Origin of the sequence: Butyrivibrio sp. XB500-5 (assembly GCF_003625505.1) — a bacterium.
Lineage (GTDB): Bacteria > Bacillota > Clostridia > Lachnospirales > Lachnospiraceae > Butyrivibrio.
In genome coordinates this window covers 95,637-112,364 of sequence record NZ_RAIS01000008.1, presented here as the reverse complement: position 1 = coordinate 112,364, position 16,728 = coordinate 95,637, and the positions used below count along the sequence as shown (strand labels likewise).

The following is a 16,728-nucleotide window of genomic DNA, read 5'->3' as shown; positions in this document are numbered from 1 at the left end:
TAGCCTGATCATGTTCAAGCTGCTTTTGACAATTCTTTTTCTTCTTTCCTGATTCCCGCAAACTCTTTTGCCATAAGGATAAGCGATGCAACAAGAACAATGCTGTCCGTTACGAGTTGTGCGTAGAATACTCCGTCAACGTTTCTTGCAAAGAACCTTGGAAGTATAACTACAAGAGGAACGAAGAGCACCAGCTGTCTAAGGAGTGTGATAGCAGCTGCTGCGCCACCTTTTCCGATAGCCTGGAAAAATGTAATCGCAAGGATCATAACGCCGTAAGAGATATAGCTTATGAAAAGAACTCTCAGCATACTTGCACCTTGTGTAGATATTGCAGTTTCTTTGATGAACATAGAAAGCATTGCACCGGGGGCAAACATGATCGGAAGATAAAATACAAGTGCAAGAACGGTCGCTGCGATCATGAATACTTTGGTGAACTTTCTTACTCTGTCAAACTGCTTTGCACCGTAGTTTGTTCCTACAGCGGGCTGGAAGCCCTGCGCGATTCCCCAAAGAGGAATGAATGAAAAAGCCTGAAGGCTTAATGATGCGCCGAGAATTGTCTGCCATTCTCCGCCACCCCATTTAGCAGCTGTGTTGTACATAACTGTCTGCTGTACCATCGACATTACCTGCATGAGCATGGCTGATACGCCAACGCTGAGTACAGGACCGAGTACTGTCTTATCGATGCCGATTCTTCCAAGCTTTACGTTGTCGCTCTTTTTCCTGAAGTACCAAAGAGTGTATGTAGCCTGGCAGAACTGAGCGATAACAGTAGCAAGTGCTGCTCCGAGGACACCGTTTTCTTTTCCCATAACAGTGATGAGAATGGGATCCAATACGATGTTGAGGATCGCACCTGCGCCCATGATCGTCATCGCAACCTTGAGCTTACCTTCACCTCTCATTACCATATTGGCTGACTGAGAGAAATTAACGAATAACGATCCGCAGTAAACAAGTCTCAAATATCTTGTGGCTTCGGAGAGGATTTCGTCTGTAGCGCCTGAAAGGGTAAGTAGCTGAGGGGCGAAAGCGATTCCGAGAACCATCACAATGATAGAGAGCAAAAGAACTACTCCCATTAGGTTTCCCATGATCTTGTTTATGGTGTTTTGATCTTTTTTACCGATTGCTCTTGAGAGCACCGATGCCGAGCCTGTTCCGATGAGCGTTGCAATTCCGCTGTTGATGAGCGTAAAGGGGTACGACACCTTGACGGCGGTCATTGCCTGCGAAGTAACCATCTGCCCGACGAAAACGGCGTCCATGAAATTATAGAGACCGATAACGACCATTCCCAAGATGGCGGGAATACTTAGTGACAGCATGGTCTTAAATACATTTCCCGTAAGAAGCGTATTTGCTGTGTCATTTGAGTTTTTCATTTCCATGTTCCTTTCTATAATTTTACACCAAGTTAGTTATTGCTAACACGAGATAGTATAATTTTCTCTCTTTTTTGCGTCTACTCCATTTTGCAATTTTTATCCCAATCGGCAATCGGATTTTTTGCCTGTGTTTTCTTTTCGTAATCCCTACACAATTGGGGCATTTTGTGGTACAGTAAATGTGCTTGTTAATCTAAAGCAATTCGCATCCCTATTGGGAAATCTCCGAAGGAAAGGTGGTGGTTTTTATGAAGAAGGATTCACATAAATGTGGCAGCGATCCTGCTCCCGGTCGAAGTACCATAAAAACCGCACATAGAAAAGGAGATTACCATGGAATTACAAGAAGAGAAGACAATCGTTGAAATCTTAAAAGAGCTTCTTGAATCTAGGCAATACACCAAGCTTCGCCAGACAATCTCAGAGATGAATACAGTAGATATCGCTGCTGCAATGGGAGAGATGGAGGATGAGGACTCACTTAAAATGTTCAGAATCCTTCCCAAGGACATGGCTGCCGATGTATTTGCCGACCTGGAGCTGGATGATCAGCAATATATCATTCGTTCACTGTCAGATCGAGAGGCTTCCACAATCGTTGACAATCTAATGGCCGATGACGCTACCGACCTTTTGGAGGAGATGCCGGCCAATGTAGTTAAGCGCATACTTGCCAACGCAAGTCCCGAGACACGCGCTGATATCAATCACCTTCTGCAGTATCCTGAGGACTCTGCCGGAAGTATCATGACCGTGGAGTATGTTGATCTGCGAGAAGATATGTCCGTCACAGATGCGATCAACAGAATACGGCAAAAGGGCGTTGATTCCGAGACAATCAATATCTGCTACGTTGTTACCAAGCAAAAGATACTTGTCGGAACCGTAGCGCTCAGATATTTGCTCATCATGAAACCCGATGACGTGATCGGTGACATCATGAACACCAATGTCATCAGCATCAATACGATGACCGACCAGGAAGAAGCTGCGAGAATGTTCCAGAAATACGGCTTCACCGCCATGCCCGTTGTAGACAACGAATCACGTATGGTCGGAATCATCACTATCGATGACGTTGTGGACATCTTGGAAGAAGAGGCTACCGAGGATATCGAGAAGATGGCCGCTATCGTGCCGTCTGACAAGCCTTATCCCAAGGTTGGTATTTTTGAGACTTACAAGAGCAGAATGCCGTGGCTTCTGTTCCTCATGGTCAGCGCCACATTTACCGGCGCGATCATCACTAAGTTTGAAGATGCACTTTCCGCATACGTAATACTTACCGCATATATTCCCATGCTTATGGATACAGGAGGTAATGCGGGTTCGCAGGCAAGCGTTTCTATCATTCGTAGTCTTTCGTTAAAAGAGATTGAGTTTGCGAATCTTTTTAAGATCATATGGAAAGAAATAAGAGTTGCCGTACTTTGCGGACTTACGCTGGCAGCAGCTAATTTCCTGAAATTGATATTCCTTGACAGACTCACCGTTTCGGTTGCGGCAGTCATTTGTCTGACACTGCTTATGGTTGTTGTCATTGCTAAGCTCATAGGCTGTTGCTTGCCGATGATCACATCCAAGCTCGGCTTTGACCCTGCTGTTATGGCGAGTCCCATGATCACAACAATCGTTGATGCGCTTTCGCTCCTTGCGTATTTCAATATCGCAACGAGGTTGCTGCATCTGAATATATAAAACGCTTATTTTATAAAGGGAAGGAGAATATGAAAATGAAGAAATTTGCAACTGGTATAGTGGCGTTATGTACTGCGTTTGTTATGACTGTAGGTTGTGCGGCCGGCGGTAGTGCTCCGAAGGATGAGGATAACGGAGCGGCTAAACCTACCGAAAGCGCTTCTGTAGAAGCAAGCTTAGATCAGACGGGATTGGGCGCGGAGACCAAGACCCTCAGAATAATCGGAACAAGTGACCTTCACGGAAAGTTCCTGCCTTGGGATTATGCCCTTAACGCCGAAGATACTTCAGGTAGTGTAGCTCAGCTTTCTACAGCATTAAAAGAGTATCGTACGGATGACACCTTGCTTTTTGACGCAGGTGACACTATTCAGGACAATTATTCCGATATCTTTGTCGGAGAAGATGACGTACACCCTATGATACAGGCGATAAATGCCCTTAAATATGATGTCTGGACGGTCGGAAACCATGAGTTCAACTACGGCATGGACGTTGTAAAAAAGACCATCGGAGATCTGGAATGCGCTACGCTTGGCGGCAATGTTTATGATGAAAACGGAGAGCCGATTGCGGACGGATACACCATCATTGAGAAGAACGGAATAAGAGTAGCCGTAATCGGAATGGTTACTCCCAACATTACACGTTGGGACAGCGTCAACCTTGCTGATTGCATGGTTACCGATCCGCTTGAGGAGACACGCAAGATAATCGACAGTATTAAAGGACAGTATGATGTTCTTGTCGGCGTATATCATATGGGAATCGATGACGAGTACGATGTTCCCAATTCCGGAGTTGAGGATATTTTAAAGGAGTGTCCCGAATTTGATGTTATGCTTGCATCTCATGCACACGCATTGGTTGAAGGCGAGACGATAAACGGTACGCTCGTTGTTATGAACACAGAGATGGCCAAGACCTTTTCTGTAATCGATCTTACACTTGAGAAGGATGGCGACGGTTACAAGGTTGCCGATAAGACATCAAAGAGTGTTGAGACCAAAGATTATGAAGCAGATCCCGAGCTCGTTGAGCTCCTCGGTAAATATGATGAGCAGGCCAAGGATGATGCAAACAGTGTTATAGGAAAGCTTGTCGGAGATCAGCTTTCTCCTGCAAATGAGATAGAAGAGATTCCTACTGCTCAGATAAAAGACACTGCTCTTATCGATCTTATAAATGATGTTCAGCTTCATTATACGGGAGCCAAAGTTTCAGCCGCAGCGCTGTTTACAGCAGGCGCCAACATGTATCCCGGAGATATCAAGAAGTGTGATACGGCACTTATTTACAAATATACCAATACACTTTACAAGCTGCACATGACAGGTGCGCAGCTCAAGAAATACATGGAGTGGTCGGCGAAGTATTTTAACACCTTTAAACCCGGCGACCTCACAATTTCTTTTAACCCCGATGTACGTGCTTATAATTTCGATATGTTTGCGGGTGTAAACTACGAGATCAACATTTCGAAAGAACCCGGCAGCAGGATCGAGAATCTTACATGGCCTGACGGTACACCCGTCCGCGACGACGATGAGTTTGATATCGCAGTAAACAACTACAGAGCTTCATCTCACTTGCTCACACCCGGAGAGGTTTATGAGGAAGGCGAGGAACTTCCTAAGCTTGTAGAGATCGATGTCAAAGGCGATATCGGCGGAGTTCGAGAGCTGATCGGTGACTACATAACCAATGTAAAGAAAGGCCAGATCAAACCCGAGTGCGATGATAACTGGAAGATCACAGGTTATGAATGGGATAAGGATTTAAGAGATAAAGCTGTCACGCAGCTTAAGAATAAGGAGATCGAAATCCCTTGCTCCGAGGACGGCAGAACACCTAACGTAAAGGCGATCACGGAAAAAGATCTTAAATAAAAATCATAAACAAAATTTATGCCCCTTGCCTGATTGCAATTCAGGCAAGGGGCAATGTTTTTATTGAGGCTGATTTTTTACAAAGATATCAAATCTTGGAAGAGTGTATTTGATGATACCGTGAGTCGATACATCTATAAGACCCTTATACTTTTTATATTCTTATATACTTTTATATACTTCTATATACTTTCGTCAAATATGGTTTTCGCCATGAATTATATGGCTGTGTTATAATTTTCTTGACCCTGACGTAGCGTCAACCTTTAAACTGAATATAAAAGGAGGCTTGACCATGAAGACAGTAAACGAAGTTGCTAAAATAGCAGGGCTATCGGAGAGAGCCCTAAGACACTATGACAATATAGGGCTCCTCGTTCCTAAGAAAAGAAGCGAAGCCGGATATAGATTATATGACGACGAAGATTTAAAGAGGCTGCGCGCCATAGTTTTTCTGAAAGAAATGGAGATCCCGCTTTCTCAGATAAAAGAAATCCTGGACGCCGGAAAACGTGATTATAACAGCGTGTTGAAGGCTCAAAAAGAAGAGCTGGTTCGTAAAGTCAATAAGCTGAACGGATTGATAAGAGTGATAGATGGGCTTGATTCGGAAGGGAAGAATATAAGCTTTGAACCTTTTACAGAAGATGAAGCCAAGACTGTGTCAGATATCTTGATAAAAGAGGCTAAAGAAAAAGAAGCTGAGATCAAGAAGGTTACAAGTAAGCCTGTAAAAAAAGAAGATATTGCAGAGATGAAAAAGACTGTGGAGACCAATCTCACGCAAGGAGAGATCGGGGAAGATATTCTTCGAATGTACGGAAGTAAAGAAAACTACTTGAAAGCCCTTAAAGAAATAGATTCCATGACGCCCGAGGAACATAAGGCATTGGAAGAAGAGCTTAAGGATATCTATCACTCTTTTGCCAAACTTCCGAAGGATCAGACAAAGCGCCATAAACTTGTGCAGAGACTTGAGGATAACACAAACAAAATGTATCACATGAGTAATGCACGCTCCATGCTGATTGTGGGCGCAAGATCATATATAAGTGATGCTAAAGTCGCGGGAGTTATAGATTCACTCTATGGAGAAGGCGTTGCACAAAATGTAGGAAAAGCTGTGTTAGAATATTACGGGGAAAGTTAAACGCGAACATGAGGACAGGAGGATAAAAAATATGAAGATTATACGTATAATTGGGATTGTGGACGCAGTGTTACTGATAGTTACAGGCGTTTTATATTTTTTAAATATCCGTTTTTCGCTTTATGTTTTTCCTTTGCTATTATTGATCTTGATAATATGTGCAGGCTTACTTAAACACCTCGAACACCGCGAAAAATAAGCTGTCCTTTTTATGACCCACCTAAAATTATAAGCTTGTGTTGTAAGGTAGATAACTACCTCGCGACACAAGCTTTTTTCATTGGGGAGAAAGAGCCCGTGTAGAGGGAAGTATTTTGGAGGTGTGATATGACAAGGGCACTTATGACTGCGGCTAGCTTATATAACGATCAGAGATTTTTATCAAAGAGTGAGCTTAGGATTTATAAGAACAAATTAAGAAGACAGAAGATAGTAAGAAGACAGCGTCTGGTACTGGGGCTTATCGCGGCGCTCGTGGTTTTTGCGATAATCTTTTTTGCAATGACGATAACACTTAATGCCAAGGTGGATAATAGCGATATTCTCTACAAATACTATAAACAAATTCCTGTTAGTGCAGGTGATTCGCTCTGGAGTATAGCGTCTGCCAACATCTCATATGAGAATTATGACAGTATAGATGACTATATCGCCGAAGTCTGCAGTATCAATCATATCGAGGAAGGCGGCATGGTTACTGCGGGAGAAGACATAATAATCCCCTACTACTCCAAAGAATTCAGATAAATTCGGGTAAAAATAATAAAAAATCTTGCAATTCACTCATGAATGTCTATCTTTTTGACGATAATAAGTATATAATTATGTTGTGGGAATTTCCCTATTTATGAGAGTATTGTGGAGGTGGGCTTATGAGAACAAAGTATATGATAGCTTTTCTGGCTGCTTGTCTTATGCTATGCTGCGTAGGATTTGCTTTTTGCGCCAGAAAGAAATGTCCGGATACGAAGTATGAAGAGCCGGGACTTGACCTTAAGCCTGTAATTTACTTATATCCCGAAGAAGACGGAACAGAGGTAGAGGTAAGTCTTAACTACGACGGTAATCTCAATGAACTTATTCCTGAGTTTAGTTCTGAGAATAAGTGGGAAGTGGTTGCCGACAAGGACGGTACGATCACTTATGACGGACAGACTTACGATTATCTTTTCTGGGAAGGAGATCCCAATTACGAGTATGATTTCTTCTCGGGCTTCTGCGTTAAGGGCTGTGATACCGAGAGCTTCCTTAATGACAAGCTTCACGAGATGGGACTTAATGATGCTGAGACCGCTGAGTTCATAGAGTTCTGGCTTCCCAGAATGGAAGGCAATGAATATAACGTTATCAGTTTCCAGGGCGATACATACAAGAAGGGAGCAAAGCTTAGCATTTCTCCTCAGCCCGATAATCTTATCCGTGTATTCATGGCGTGGTATCCTTCCGATAAATATGTAAAGATCAATCCTCAGTCCATACAAGAGGGCAGCAGAGACGGATTCACCGTTGTGGAATGGGGCGGCAACAAGGTTAAATAATAATAAGGTAAATACACTTGCAACTAATGCAATGATGTTCTAAAATGTTGTGCGTGGTATTGGATTTTTTCCGATACCGCGCATTTTAAATTGCGAAAACATCAATATTTTTTAATCAGAAATGGAGTAATACACATGATGCAATCACGTACACATAACTGTGGTGAGCTTCGTATCGGCGATGCCGGCAAGAGCGTTACGCTTGTCGGATGGCTTGAGAATATGAGAGAAGTAGGAAGCGGACTCGGATTCGTCGTACTTCGTGACTTCTACGGCACAACACAGATCGTTCTTGAGACTGAGGAGATGGTTAAGACAGCCAAGGCTATCAACAAAGAGTCTACAATTTCCGTTAAGGGTGTAGTAAGAGAGCGTAGCTCTAAGAACCCCAAGCAGGAAACCGGAGACATCGAGGTTGTTCCCGAGTCTATCGAGATTCTCGGTCGTTGCAGATACAATGAGCTTCCTTTTGAGATCAATCACTCAAGAGAGGCTGATGAGACTGCTCGTCTTAAGTACAGATACCTTGACCTTCGTAATCCCGAGGTTAAAAAGAACATCATCCTTAGATGTAACGTAATTGCAGCTCTTCGTCAGTCAATGACGGAGCATGGTTTCTTGGAGATCACAACTCCCATACTTACAGCATCTTCACCAGAGGGTGCAAGAGACTACCTTGTTCCTGCGAGAAAGCATCCCGGAAAGTTCTATGCTCTTCCTCAGGCACCTCAGCAGTTCAAGCAGCTTCTCATGACAGCAGGCTTTGACCGCTACTTCCAGATTGCACCTTGTTTCCGTGATGAGGACGCAAGAGGCGACAGAAGCCCCGGAGAGTTCTATCAGCTTGACATGGAGATGGCATTTGCTTCTCAGGAAGATGTATTTGCCGTTATCGAGGATGTGCTTCCTCCCATTTTTGCTAAGTACGGTAACTATGACCGCGCTTCAGGTGCACCTTTCATGCGTATTCCTTACCTTGAGGCAATGGAGAAGTACGGAACGGATAAGCCCGATCTCAGAATCGACCTCACAGTACAGGATGTTACAGAGCAGCTTGCAGACTGTGGCTTCGGACCTTTTGCCAAGACCGCAGAGGACGGAAGCGCTACAGATGTAAGGATCAAGGCTGTAGTTATATCTGATTTCAAAGAGAGCAGAAAGTTTATCGATAAGACAATAAGCGATGTTGAGGTTCAGTCAGGAAACAAGGCTTATTGGTTCAGAATAGATGAGAACAACGAGCTTGTAGGTGGTATTTCCAAGTTTGTTGCTCCTATCAAGGACGCAGTTGTTTCAGCACTTAATCTTAAGGCAGGCGACCTTGTTGTTCTTTCAAGCGGCAAGCTCGGTGCTGCACAGAAGACTGCAGGTGTTATCGTTAAGACCTTTGGCGCTGCTGTTCCCGGACACATGGATAAAGAGCAGTACACATTCTGCTGGATCGTTGATTTCCCTATGTACGAGATCGGCGAGGAGTCAGGAGAGCTTGAGTTCTGCCACAATCCTTTCTCAATGCCAAGCGGCGGTCTTGAGACACTTCTTAAGGCTGAGAGAGGCGAGATCGATCCTCTTTCAATTACAGCGGATCAGTACGACCTTGTATGTAACGGTGTAGAGCTTTCATCAGGCGCCGTTCGTAACCACGATCCCGAGATCATGATCAAGGCGTTTGAGATGGTAAGACTTGGCGAAGATGACGTTAAGGCCAAGTTCCCCGCTATGTACAATGCGTTCTGCTACGGAGCACCTCCGCACGCAGGAATCGCTCCCGGTGTAGACCGTATGGTTATGCTCCTTGCAGGAGAGGACTCTATCAGAGAGATCATTCCTTTCCCTATGAACAAGAACGCTCAGGACGTTATGATGGGTGCTCCCGGATTCGTTACAGACAAGCAGCTTGAGGAGCTTCATATTAAGACTACTGCCGTAGAAGAGCCTCAGGAAGACTGAGAACAAGTCGTACTACATGGCTTTAGCCCGCTAGGTATGGCGATTTATACGAAATATAACGGTAAAATTTTGTAAAATATATATAAACACAGAAGTCGGATATCGCGAAACCCAGTATTTACGCGGTATCCGGCTTTTTTGTATCAAGTGAGTAAAAATTGCGATAACGATTCGTTTTATTGAGAAATGCGCGTAAATAAGTTAAGATATAAGGTAGGATTGTATCGAATTTTACTAAAAAAGGAGCGTAGACAGAATTTAGATGCAAATGAAGCGAATGTCTGAAATATTTGGTCAATTAGCTATGATCGGGCAATTGGGATTATCCCTGATAATGCCGCTTCTTATGTGTCTGTTTGCGTGCTATCTATTATGCTCCAAGCTATCAGTGGGAGCGTGGGTTTATATACCGGGATTTATATTGGGGCTTGGAGGTTCTATGACGACTGCCTATAAGGTCTATCTGGCAGTTCTTAACAAAGAATCTAAAAAGAAATCAAGAAACAAAAACGAAATATCGTTTAATAAACATATTTGAGTTTTGGACTAAGACTAAAGACAGGGGAGAATCAGGCATGAAGTTACAGTCTGCAGTTAAAAAAGAGACGGGGATAGTTGCGGCATGGACGGCTGTAGGTATTCTCATCATGATCGTTGTGTTTTTCGTTTTGCACATGGTTATACCCGATTGGGCACCATTTGATATAAAAGTTATCCTTGGAGCAATCGGCGGTTTTGCCGTTGCTGTCGGAAATTTCTTTTGGATGGCGGTAACCGTGCAAAAGGTGGCATCAATTACTGACGATGCGAAGGCTAGGAGCACAATGGGAGTGAGCTACAGATATAGGACACTGCTTCAGTTTCTGTGGATCATTCTTGCAATTGTGATACCGGTCATCAATCCGGTATCGGGGATACTTCCCCTTTTCATTCCTAGCTTGATGATAAAACTACGCGGTATATTATCTGCGGGGAAAGGAGGTTGAAGACGAAGATATGAGTAATGATTTCTCGGTTGTCGGCCCCAAAATATATGCGACGATCCATACGGGAATTCCCATTCTCGGAGACATCAACATCACTGAGACACTGGTTGTAAGCTGGATCGTAATGGCAATAATCACAGGCCTGTGCATATTCCTTACAAGGGATCTGAGGACTGAGAACATATCAAAGAGACAGGCATTCGCCGAAATGCTTGTCGAGATGGCTAACAACTTCGTTCGTAACAACACCGGCGGAAACAAGTTTGATAAGCTGATCCCGTTTGTGGCGGCACTGTTTGTCACAAGTGTGGTATCAAATCTTATCAGCCTTACGGGACTAAGAAGTCCAACGGCGGATCTTTCGACAGAAGCGGCATGGGCAGTGGTCGTATTTATCATGATCACAGCCACCAAGATAAAAACGAACGGCGTCGGCGGATATTTAAAGGGATTCACAACACCTATTGCGGTAATGACACCTTTTAATATTCTTTCCGAACTTGCGACACCGGTCAGCATGGCTTGCCGTCACTTCGGAAATATCCTTTCCGGCGTAGTTATCGATGGCCTTATCTATTGGGCTTTGGGACTTGCATCGGCAGCGCTCTTCGGACTAATTCCCGGAGCTGTAGGCAAATTCCTTTCCAATATCCCTATCTTGGGAGTAGGTGTCCCGGCCATCACGGGCGTGTACTTTGATTGGTTCTCAGGATGCATGCAGGCATTCATCTTCTGTATGTTGACGGTAATGTATATCGCCAATGCAGCGGAAGAAGGCTAAAAACAAATAAAAAATATTAAGAACAAAAAAACAAATTGTTTTTCTAGGAGGACAAATAATTATGGGTGATTTTCAGTTATTAGCTAGAGGTATAGCACTTGCAGGATGCGGAATCGGTGCAGGATGTGCACTTATCGCAGGTATCGGCCCCGGTATCGGTGAAGGAAATGCCGTTTCTAAGGCGCTCGAAGCAATCGGACGTCAGCCTGAGTGCAAAGGTGATGTAACAAGTACAATGCTTCTTGGTTGTGCTATCGCAGAGACAACAGGTATCTACGGATTCGTTACAGGACTTCTGCTTATCTTCGTAGCACCCGGAATGTTCATGAACTATCTGCAGTAATAAAGGATTCGTATTCGATATAGAGGAGAACATATATGCAATTACAGGCGCTTATGATGTTCACTGCGGAAGCTAAGAATACGCAGGAACTGGTAACACTGGTTCCCTGGACCTTTATAGCACAGATAATAAATCTTTTCATTCAGATGTATCTGATCAAGAGATTTCTTTTCAAACCTATCAATAACATACTTGAGAAGAGAAAAGAGCTTGCGGATAAAGAGATCAGGGAAGCAAGAGAGGCCAAAGAAGAAGCCGATTCTCTGAAAGACCAATACGAGAGCAGCTTGACCAACGCACATGCCGAGGCAGCTCAGATAGTTTCCGAAGCACAGAAGGAAGCACAGAGCAAGGCAGATGCCATGGTAAAAGAGGCTCAGCAGGAAGCTTCGGATATTAAAGCCAGAGCTGCTGCGGATATTGAGCAGGAGAAGAAGAAGGCTATCAACGAGGCCAAAGATGAAATCGGCGGACTTGCAATGGATATTGCAGGTAAGGTTGTAGAAAAAGAGATCAATGAGGCAGACCACAAGAAGCTTATCGATGACTTCATAAGCAAGGTGGGAGCTTAATCAAAGAAAAGAGGTAATCATGAGTAAAGCTGGAGATCTTTATGGGCAGAGCCTGTATGATCTGGCAGCCGAAGAGAACCTTACGGATGAAATACTGGGAGAAATGGAGATCATAAGGGATCTTTTCAAAGAAAATCCCGATTATATCACTCTCCTCTCGGAACCTTCCGTTCCCAAGAAAGAAAGACTTAAGCTTGTTGATGAAGCTTTTAAAGACGGATGTCAGGAATACCTTCTTAACTTCATCAAGATCCTTATAGAAAAAGATCTTTTGCGTGAGTTTTCTGCTTGTCAGAAGAGATTCAGAAGGAGCTACAATGAGGAACACGGTATCGCAGATGCCCTTGTTACCACAGCAGTAGCGCTGGGAGACGCGCAGCTTGAGCAGCTTAAAGCAAAGCTCGAGAATATAAGCGGCAAGAAAGTACTTCTTTCACAGAAGGTTGACCCCGGAGTTCTTGGAGGAGTCCGCGTCGATCTTGAAGGACAGCTCTTTGACGGAACGGTCAAAGGCAGGTTATCCGAGATACAGAGACGTGTCGACGAGACAGTTATATAAAGAAAAATAAACGTCGGAGGATAATATGGAACTGAAACCAGAAAAAATATCCGAGGTCATTCGAAGCCAGATAAAGAATTATCAGAACGCAATAATCCAGAACGAGACCGGAACGGTTCTCACAGTCGGTGACGGTATTGCCAGAGTCAGCGGCCTTTTGAACTGTATGTCCGGAGAGCTTTTGGAGTTTGAAAACGGTACATTCGGAATGGCCCAGAACCTCGAAGAAACAGTAGTATCTGCGGTTTTGTTCGGAGAAGATGTAGGAATCAGCGAAGGACAGACCGTTAAGCGTACAGGAAGAGTCGTATCTGTTCCTGTAGGTGAGAAGATGATCGGACGTGTCGTTAATGCTATCGGACAGCCTATCGACGGCGCAGGCCCGATCGAATCATCGGAATACAGACCTGTGGAGTCACCCGCTCCCGGTATCATTGCAAGACAGCCCGTTAAAGAGCCTCTTCAGACAGGTATCAAGGCTATCGATTCAATGATCCCCATCGGAAGAGGTCAGCGTGAGCTTATCATCGGTGACAGACAGACAGGTAAAACAACAATAGCTATAGATACTATCCTTAACCAGAAGGGCAAGGATGTTATCTGTATTTACGTTGCCATCGGACAGAAGCGTTCGACAGTAACGGCGCTGGTTGAGGACCTTAAGAAGGGCGGCGCAATGGACTACACGATCGTAGTTGCCGCTACAGCTTCTGAGCCCAGCCCGCTGCAGTACATTTCACCTTACACAGGTTGTGCAATGGGTGAGTACTTTATGAATAAAGGTAAGCACGTGCTTTGCATCTACGACGATCTTTCCAAGCACGCCGTAGCATACCGTGCACTTTCACTTTTGATCAGAAGACCCCCCGGACGTGAAGCTTATCCCGGAGACGTTTTCTACCTCCACTCAAGACTTCTTGAGAGAGCTGCCAAGCTTTCCGATGAGAACGGAGGAGGATCACTTACCGCACTTCCCATCATCGAGACACAGGCGGGCGACGTTTCGGCGTACATCCCGACCAACGTTATCTCTATCACAGATGGACAGATATTCCTTGAGACAGAGCTCTTCCACTCAGGAATCATGCCGGCCGTTAACCCCGGTATCTCGGTATCCCGAGTTGGTGGTAACGCTCAGATCAAGGCAATGAAGAAGGTTGCGGGTACACTTAAACTCGTATATTCACAGTATCGAGAACTTCAGAGCTTTGCTCAGTTCGGTTCCGACCTTGACGAAGACACCAAGGCGCGTCTTGCACAAGGTGAGCGTATCGTTGAAGTACTCAAGCAGGACAAGAACAAACCCGTTCCCGTTGAGAAGCAGGTTGCTATCCTCTACGCCGTTGTAAACAACATCCTTATTAAGGTTGAGGCAACGGACGTTGCAGAGTACGAGGAAGGCCTTTACGAATTCCTTGACAACGATCCTTCCGGAATCGCAGCTATGCGCGACATCCGCGAGACAGGTAAGCTCGAGGAAGAAACAGAGAAAAAGTTAAAAGACGCATTGAACGCATACACAGACAACTTCTTAAAGAAAAAAGCAAGTTCGAATTAATAGGAGGATAAAAAATGGCCGGAAGTATGAAAGCTGTTAAACTCCGAATCAAGAGCGTTCAAAGCACTATGCAGATAACCAAGGCGATGCAGCTCGTTGCTGCATCCAAGCTCCGCAAGGCAAAAGAAAAGGCGGATTTATCCAAACCTTATCTTGAGACCACACTTGCAACACTTACAGATATCGCAAACGGCAATACTGATTTTAGATCGCCGTATACCCAGAGCGGTAAGAACGATAAATGGCTGTACGTTGTAATTGCGGGTGACAGAGGACTTGCGGGCGGCTACAACTCCAACTTATTTAAGTTTATGGAGTCGGAGACCAAGGACAGAGGTGAATACACCGTCCTTCCCATCGGTAAGAAATCCGTTGAATATTTCAAGCACAGAAAAGTGTCTCTATTCACGGAAGAATACGCCGAGGTAGCCAAGATAACAATCTCCGATTGTTTCCAGATAGCCAAGCTTATCTGCGACGCATACAGAAACGGCGAGTTCGGACATATTTATCTGTGCTACACCGATTTTGTATCGATGCTTTCTCAGGTTCCTACCGCATCATCGCTTCTTCCTCTTTCCGATCTTAAATCGGAAGAAAAGACAGACGATGGCAAGGCTAAAGATCTGATACTGTATGAACCGGACAGTGAGACTGTGTTCAACGCTATTGTTCCGGAATATCTGGCGGGAATCATGTATTCCAGTATCAGCATTTCTTATGCGAGTGAGCTTGCAGCAAGAAGAACAGCGATGGAAGCCGCTACAGATAACGCAGAAGAAATGATAGATACCTTGAGTCTGTACTATAACAGAGCACGTCAGGCAAGCATCACGCAAGAGATCACGGAGATCGTTGCGGGAGCTGAAAGCTGACCGCTTCAATAAAATTTAAGGAGTTTAACAATGAGTGAAAATCATGTTGGAAAGGTAATACAGGTTACAGGACCTGTACTCGACATCCGATTCAAAGAGGGTGAACTTCCCGATCTTCACAATGCTATAGAGATCATGATTGATGATCACAAGCTGGTTGCGGAGGTTGCTCAGCAGATCGGAGATGACGTAGTACGTTGCGTAGCCATGAGCTCAACAGACGGACTTGTTCGTGGTGTTGATGCTGTTGATACCGGAAGCTCTATCACCGTTCCCGTTGGTGAAGAGTGTCTCGGTAGAATCTTCAACCTTCTCGGAGACCCCGTTGATAACGGTCCTGCTCCTCAGACAGCAGAGAGATGGCCTATTCATAGACCCGCTCCCGCTTACGAAGATCAGGTTCCCGCTACAGAGATCTTTGAGACAGGTATCAAGGTTGTTGACCTTATCTGCCCTTACGCTAAGGGCGGTAAGATCGGTCTTTTCGGCGGTGCCGGAGTAGGTAAGACCGTTCTTATCATGGAGCTTATCAATAACGTTGCTACAGCACACGGTGGACTTTCCGTATTCACAGGTGTTGGAGAGCGTACCCGTGAAGGAAACGACCTTTACGGAGAAATGAAAGAATCCGGAGTTATCAATAAGACAGCTCTGGTTTACGGACAGATGAACGAGCCACCCGGAGCCAGAATGAGAGTTGGTCTTTCCGGACTTACGATGGCTGAGTATTTCCGTGATGTTAAAAATCAGGACGTGCTTCTTTTCATTGATAATATTTTCCGTTTCACACAGGCGGGTTCAGAGGTTTCAGCGCTTCTCGGACGTATGCCTTCAGCCGTAGGTTATCAGCCCACACTTGCTACCGAGATGGGTGCGCTCCAGGAGCGTATCACATCAACCAAGAAGGGCTCCATCACATCGGTTCAGGCCGTATACGTTCCTGCCGATGACCTTACCGACCCGGCTCCCGCTACAACATTCACACACCTTGATGCCACAACGGTTCTTTCCCGTGACATCGCATCCAAGGGTATTTATCCCGCTGTTGATCCTCTTGATTCAACAAGCCGTATCCTCTCTCCCGATATCGTCGGAAAAGAGCATTACGAAGTTGCCAAGGGAGTACAGCAGGTGCTTCAGAGATATCGTGAACTTCAGGATATCATTGCCATCATGGGTATGGACGAGCTTTCAGAAGAAGATAAGCTCACCGTATACAGAGCACGTAAGGTTCAGAACTTCCTGTCACAGAGCTTCTCCGTTGCGGAGCAGTTCACAGGACTTCCCGGAAAGTACGTTCCTCTTAAGGAGACTATCCGCGGATTCAAGATGATCCTTGACGGCGAGTGCGATGATCTTCCCGAGAGTGCATTCCTTCTCGTTGGAACTATCGACGAAGTATTTGAGAAAGCTAAGAAGCAGTAAGGGGGAT

The 16,728-nt window shown here is 44.9% G+C and carries 16 protein-coding genes; 15 read left to right on the top strand and 1 reads right to left on the bottom strand.

The window, feature by feature from the left end:
- Positions 1–14: 14 nt before the first annotated feature.
- Positions 15–1,394 carry an MATE family efflux transporter gene (locus D6856_RS13755; RefSeq protein WP_120687366.1) on the bottom strand — a complete coding sequence of 460 codons (1,380 nt, stop codon included), beginning with the start codon at positions 1,392–1,394 and terminating at the stop codon, positions 15–17.
- A gap of 336 nt (positions 1,395–1,730) precedes the next feature.
- Here D6856_RS13755 and mgtE point away from each other — a divergent pair, with 336 nt between their 5' ends.
- The 15 genes from mgtE to atpD all read left to right on the top strand — a co-directional run bounded on the left by mgtE (position 1,731) and on the right by atpD (position 16,721).
- Positions 1,731–3,095 (top strand): magnesium transporter, encoded by a 1,365-nt coding sequence (gene mgtE, locus D6856_RS13750; RefSeq protein WP_092246464.1) that lies wholly within the window; start codon positions 1,731–1,733, stop codon positions 3,093–3,095.
- A 35-nt stretch (positions 3,096–3,130) separates the two neighbouring features.
- The gene (locus tag D6856_RS13745; RefSeq protein WP_243114095.1) at positions 3,131–4,984 is read left to right on the top strand and encodes a 5'-nucleotidase C-terminal domain-containing protein; all 1,854 of its coding nucleotides are present in this window, start codon (positions 3,131–3,133) and stop codon (positions 4,982–4,984) included.
- Between the two features lie 295 nt (positions 4,985–5,279).
- Entirely contained in the window at positions 5,280–6,134 is an 855-nt protein-coding gene (locus tag D6856_RS13740; protein ID WP_120687365.1) for a MerR family transcriptional regulator, read from the top strand.
- Positions 6,135–6,461: 327 nt separating this feature from the next.
- A complete protein-coding gene (locus D6856_RS13735; protein WP_120687364.1) occupies positions 6,462–6,881 on the top strand; it encodes a hypothetical protein in 420 nt (139 codons plus the stop codon).
- 125 nt (positions 6,882–7,006) lie between these two features.
- Positions 7,007–7,672: a hypothetical protein gene (locus tag D6856_RS15410; protein ID WP_120687363.1), complete on the top strand. Its 666-nt coding sequence runs from the start codon at positions 7,007–7,009 to the stop codon at positions 7,670–7,672.
- Between the two features lie 135 nt (positions 7,673–7,807).
- Positions 7,808–9,622 (top strand): aspartate--tRNA ligase, encoded by a 1,815-nt coding sequence (gene aspS, locus D6856_RS13725; RefSeq protein ID WP_092246449.1) that lies wholly within the window; start codon positions 7,808–7,810, stop codon positions 9,620–9,622.
- A 262-nt stretch (positions 9,623–9,884) separates the two neighbouring features.
- Positions 9,885–10,160: an AtpZ/AtpI family protein gene (locus tag D6856_RS15525; protein WP_334292991.1), complete on the top strand. Its 276-nt coding sequence runs from the start codon at positions 9,885–9,887 to the stop codon at positions 10,158–10,160.
- A gap of 37 nt (positions 10,161–10,197) precedes the next feature.
- Positions 10,198–10,608, top strand: a complete 411-nt coding sequence (locus D6856_RS13715; RefSeq protein WP_120687362.1) for an ATP synthase subunit I — start codon at positions 10,198–10,200, stop codon at positions 10,606–10,608.
- Between the two features lie 10 nt (positions 10,609–10,618).
- Positions 10,619–11,389, top strand: a complete 771-nt coding sequence (locus D6856_RS13710) for a F0F1 ATP synthase subunit A (RefSeq protein WP_092246443.1) — start codon at positions 10,619–10,621, stop codon at positions 11,387–11,389.
- A gap of 61 nt (positions 11,390–11,450) precedes the next feature.
- Positions 11,451–11,732, top strand: a complete 282-nt coding sequence (gene atpE, locus D6856_RS13705; RefSeq protein ID WP_120657973.1) for an ATP synthase F0 subunit C — start codon at positions 11,451–11,453, stop codon at positions 11,730–11,732.
- 35 nt (positions 11,733–11,767) lie between these two features.
- Positions 11,768–12,304 (top strand): F0F1 ATP synthase subunit B, encoded by a 537-nt coding sequence (gene atpF, locus D6856_RS13700; protein ID WP_242948124.1) that lies wholly within the window; start codon positions 11,768–11,770, stop codon positions 12,302–12,304.
- Between the two features lie 19 nt (positions 12,305–12,323).
- Positions 12,324–12,863: an ATP synthase F1 subunit delta gene (atpH, locus tag D6856_RS13695; protein WP_120687361.1), complete on the top strand. Its 540-nt coding sequence runs from the start codon at positions 12,324–12,326 to the stop codon at positions 12,861–12,863.
- A gap of 25 nt (positions 12,864–12,888) precedes the next feature.
- The gene (gene atpA / locus D6856_RS13690; protein ID WP_120687360.1) at positions 12,889–14,421 is read left to right on the top strand and encodes a F0F1 ATP synthase subunit alpha; all 1,533 of its coding nucleotides are present in this window, start codon (positions 12,889–12,891) and stop codon (positions 14,419–14,421) included.
- Between the two features lie 14 nt (positions 14,422–14,435).
- The gene (gene atpG, locus D6856_RS13685; RefSeq protein WP_120687359.1) at positions 14,436–15,296 is read left to right on the top strand and encodes an ATP synthase F1 subunit gamma; all 861 of its coding nucleotides are present in this window, start codon (positions 14,436–14,438) and stop codon (positions 15,294–15,296) included.
- A 30-nt stretch (positions 15,297–15,326) separates the two neighbouring features.
- Complete coding sequence (gene atpD / locus D6856_RS13680; RefSeq protein WP_092246429.1) at positions 15,327–16,721, top strand: F0F1 ATP synthase subunit beta; 1,395 nt, start codon at positions 15,327–15,329, stop codon at positions 16,719–16,721.
- The last annotated feature ends 7 nt before the right edge of the window (positions 16,722–16,728 follow it).

Bases quoted from the DNA above. Each gene is read 5' to 3' on its own strand.
- D6856_RS13740 (WP_120687365.1), top strand. From the start codon at position 5,280: ATGAAGACAGTAAACGAAGTTGCTAAAATAGCAGGGCTATCGGAGAGA.
- D6856_RS13735 (WP_120687364.1), top strand. From the start codon at position 6,462: ATGACAAGGGCACTTATGACTGCGGCTAGCTTATATAACGATCAGAGA.
- atpF (WP_242948124.1), top strand. From the start codon at position 11,768: ATGCAATTACAGGCGCTTATGATGTTCACTGCGGAAGCTAAGAATACG.
- D6856_RS15525 (WP_334292991.1), top strand. From the start codon at position 9,885: ATGCAAATGAAGCGAATGTCTGAAATATTTGGTCAATTAGCTATGATC.
- atpD (WP_092246429.1), top strand. From the start codon at position 15,327: ATGAGTGAAAATCATGTTGGAAAGGTAATACAGGTTACAGGACCTGTA.
- D6856_RS13710 (WP_092246443.1), top strand. From the start codon at position 10,619: ATGAGTAATGATTTCTCGGTTGTCGGCCCCAAAATATATGCGACGATC.
- atpH (WP_120687361.1), top strand. From the start codon at position 12,324: ATGAGTAAAGCTGGAGATCTTTATGGGCAGAGCCTGTATGATCTGGCA.
- mgtE (WP_092246464.1), top strand. From the start codon at position 1,731: ATGGAATTACAAGAAGAGAAGACAATCGTTGAAATCTTAAAAGAGCTT.
- aspS (WP_092246449.1), top strand. From the start codon at position 7,808: ATGATGCAATCACGTACACATAACTGTGGTGAGCTTCGTATCGGCGAT.
- D6856_RS15410 (WP_120687363.1), top strand. From the start codon at position 7,007: ATGAGAACAAAGTATATGATAGCTTTTCTGGCTGCTTGTCTTATGCTA.
- D6856_RS13755 (WP_120687366.1), bottom strand. From the start codon at position 1,394: ATGAAAAACTCAAATGACACAGCAAATACGCTTCTTACGGGAAATGTA.
- atpG (WP_120687359.1), top strand. From the start codon at position 14,436: ATGGCCGGAAGTATGAAAGCTGTTAAACTCCGAATCAAGAGCGTTCAA.
- D6856_RS13715 (WP_120687362.1), top strand. From the start codon at position 10,198: ATGAAGTTACAGTCTGCAGTTAAAAAAGAGACGGGGATAGTTGCGGCA.
- atpA (WP_120687360.1), top strand. From the start codon at position 12,889: ATGGAACTGAAACCAGAAAAAATATCCGAGGTCATTCGAAGCCAGATA.
- atpE (WP_120657973.1), top strand. From the start codon at position 11,451: ATGGGTGATTTTCAGTTATTAGCTAGAGGTATAGCACTTGCAGGATGC.
- D6856_RS13745 (WP_243114095.1), top strand. From the start codon at position 3,131: ATGAAGAAATTTGCAACTGGTATAGTGGCGTTATGTACTGCGTTTGTT.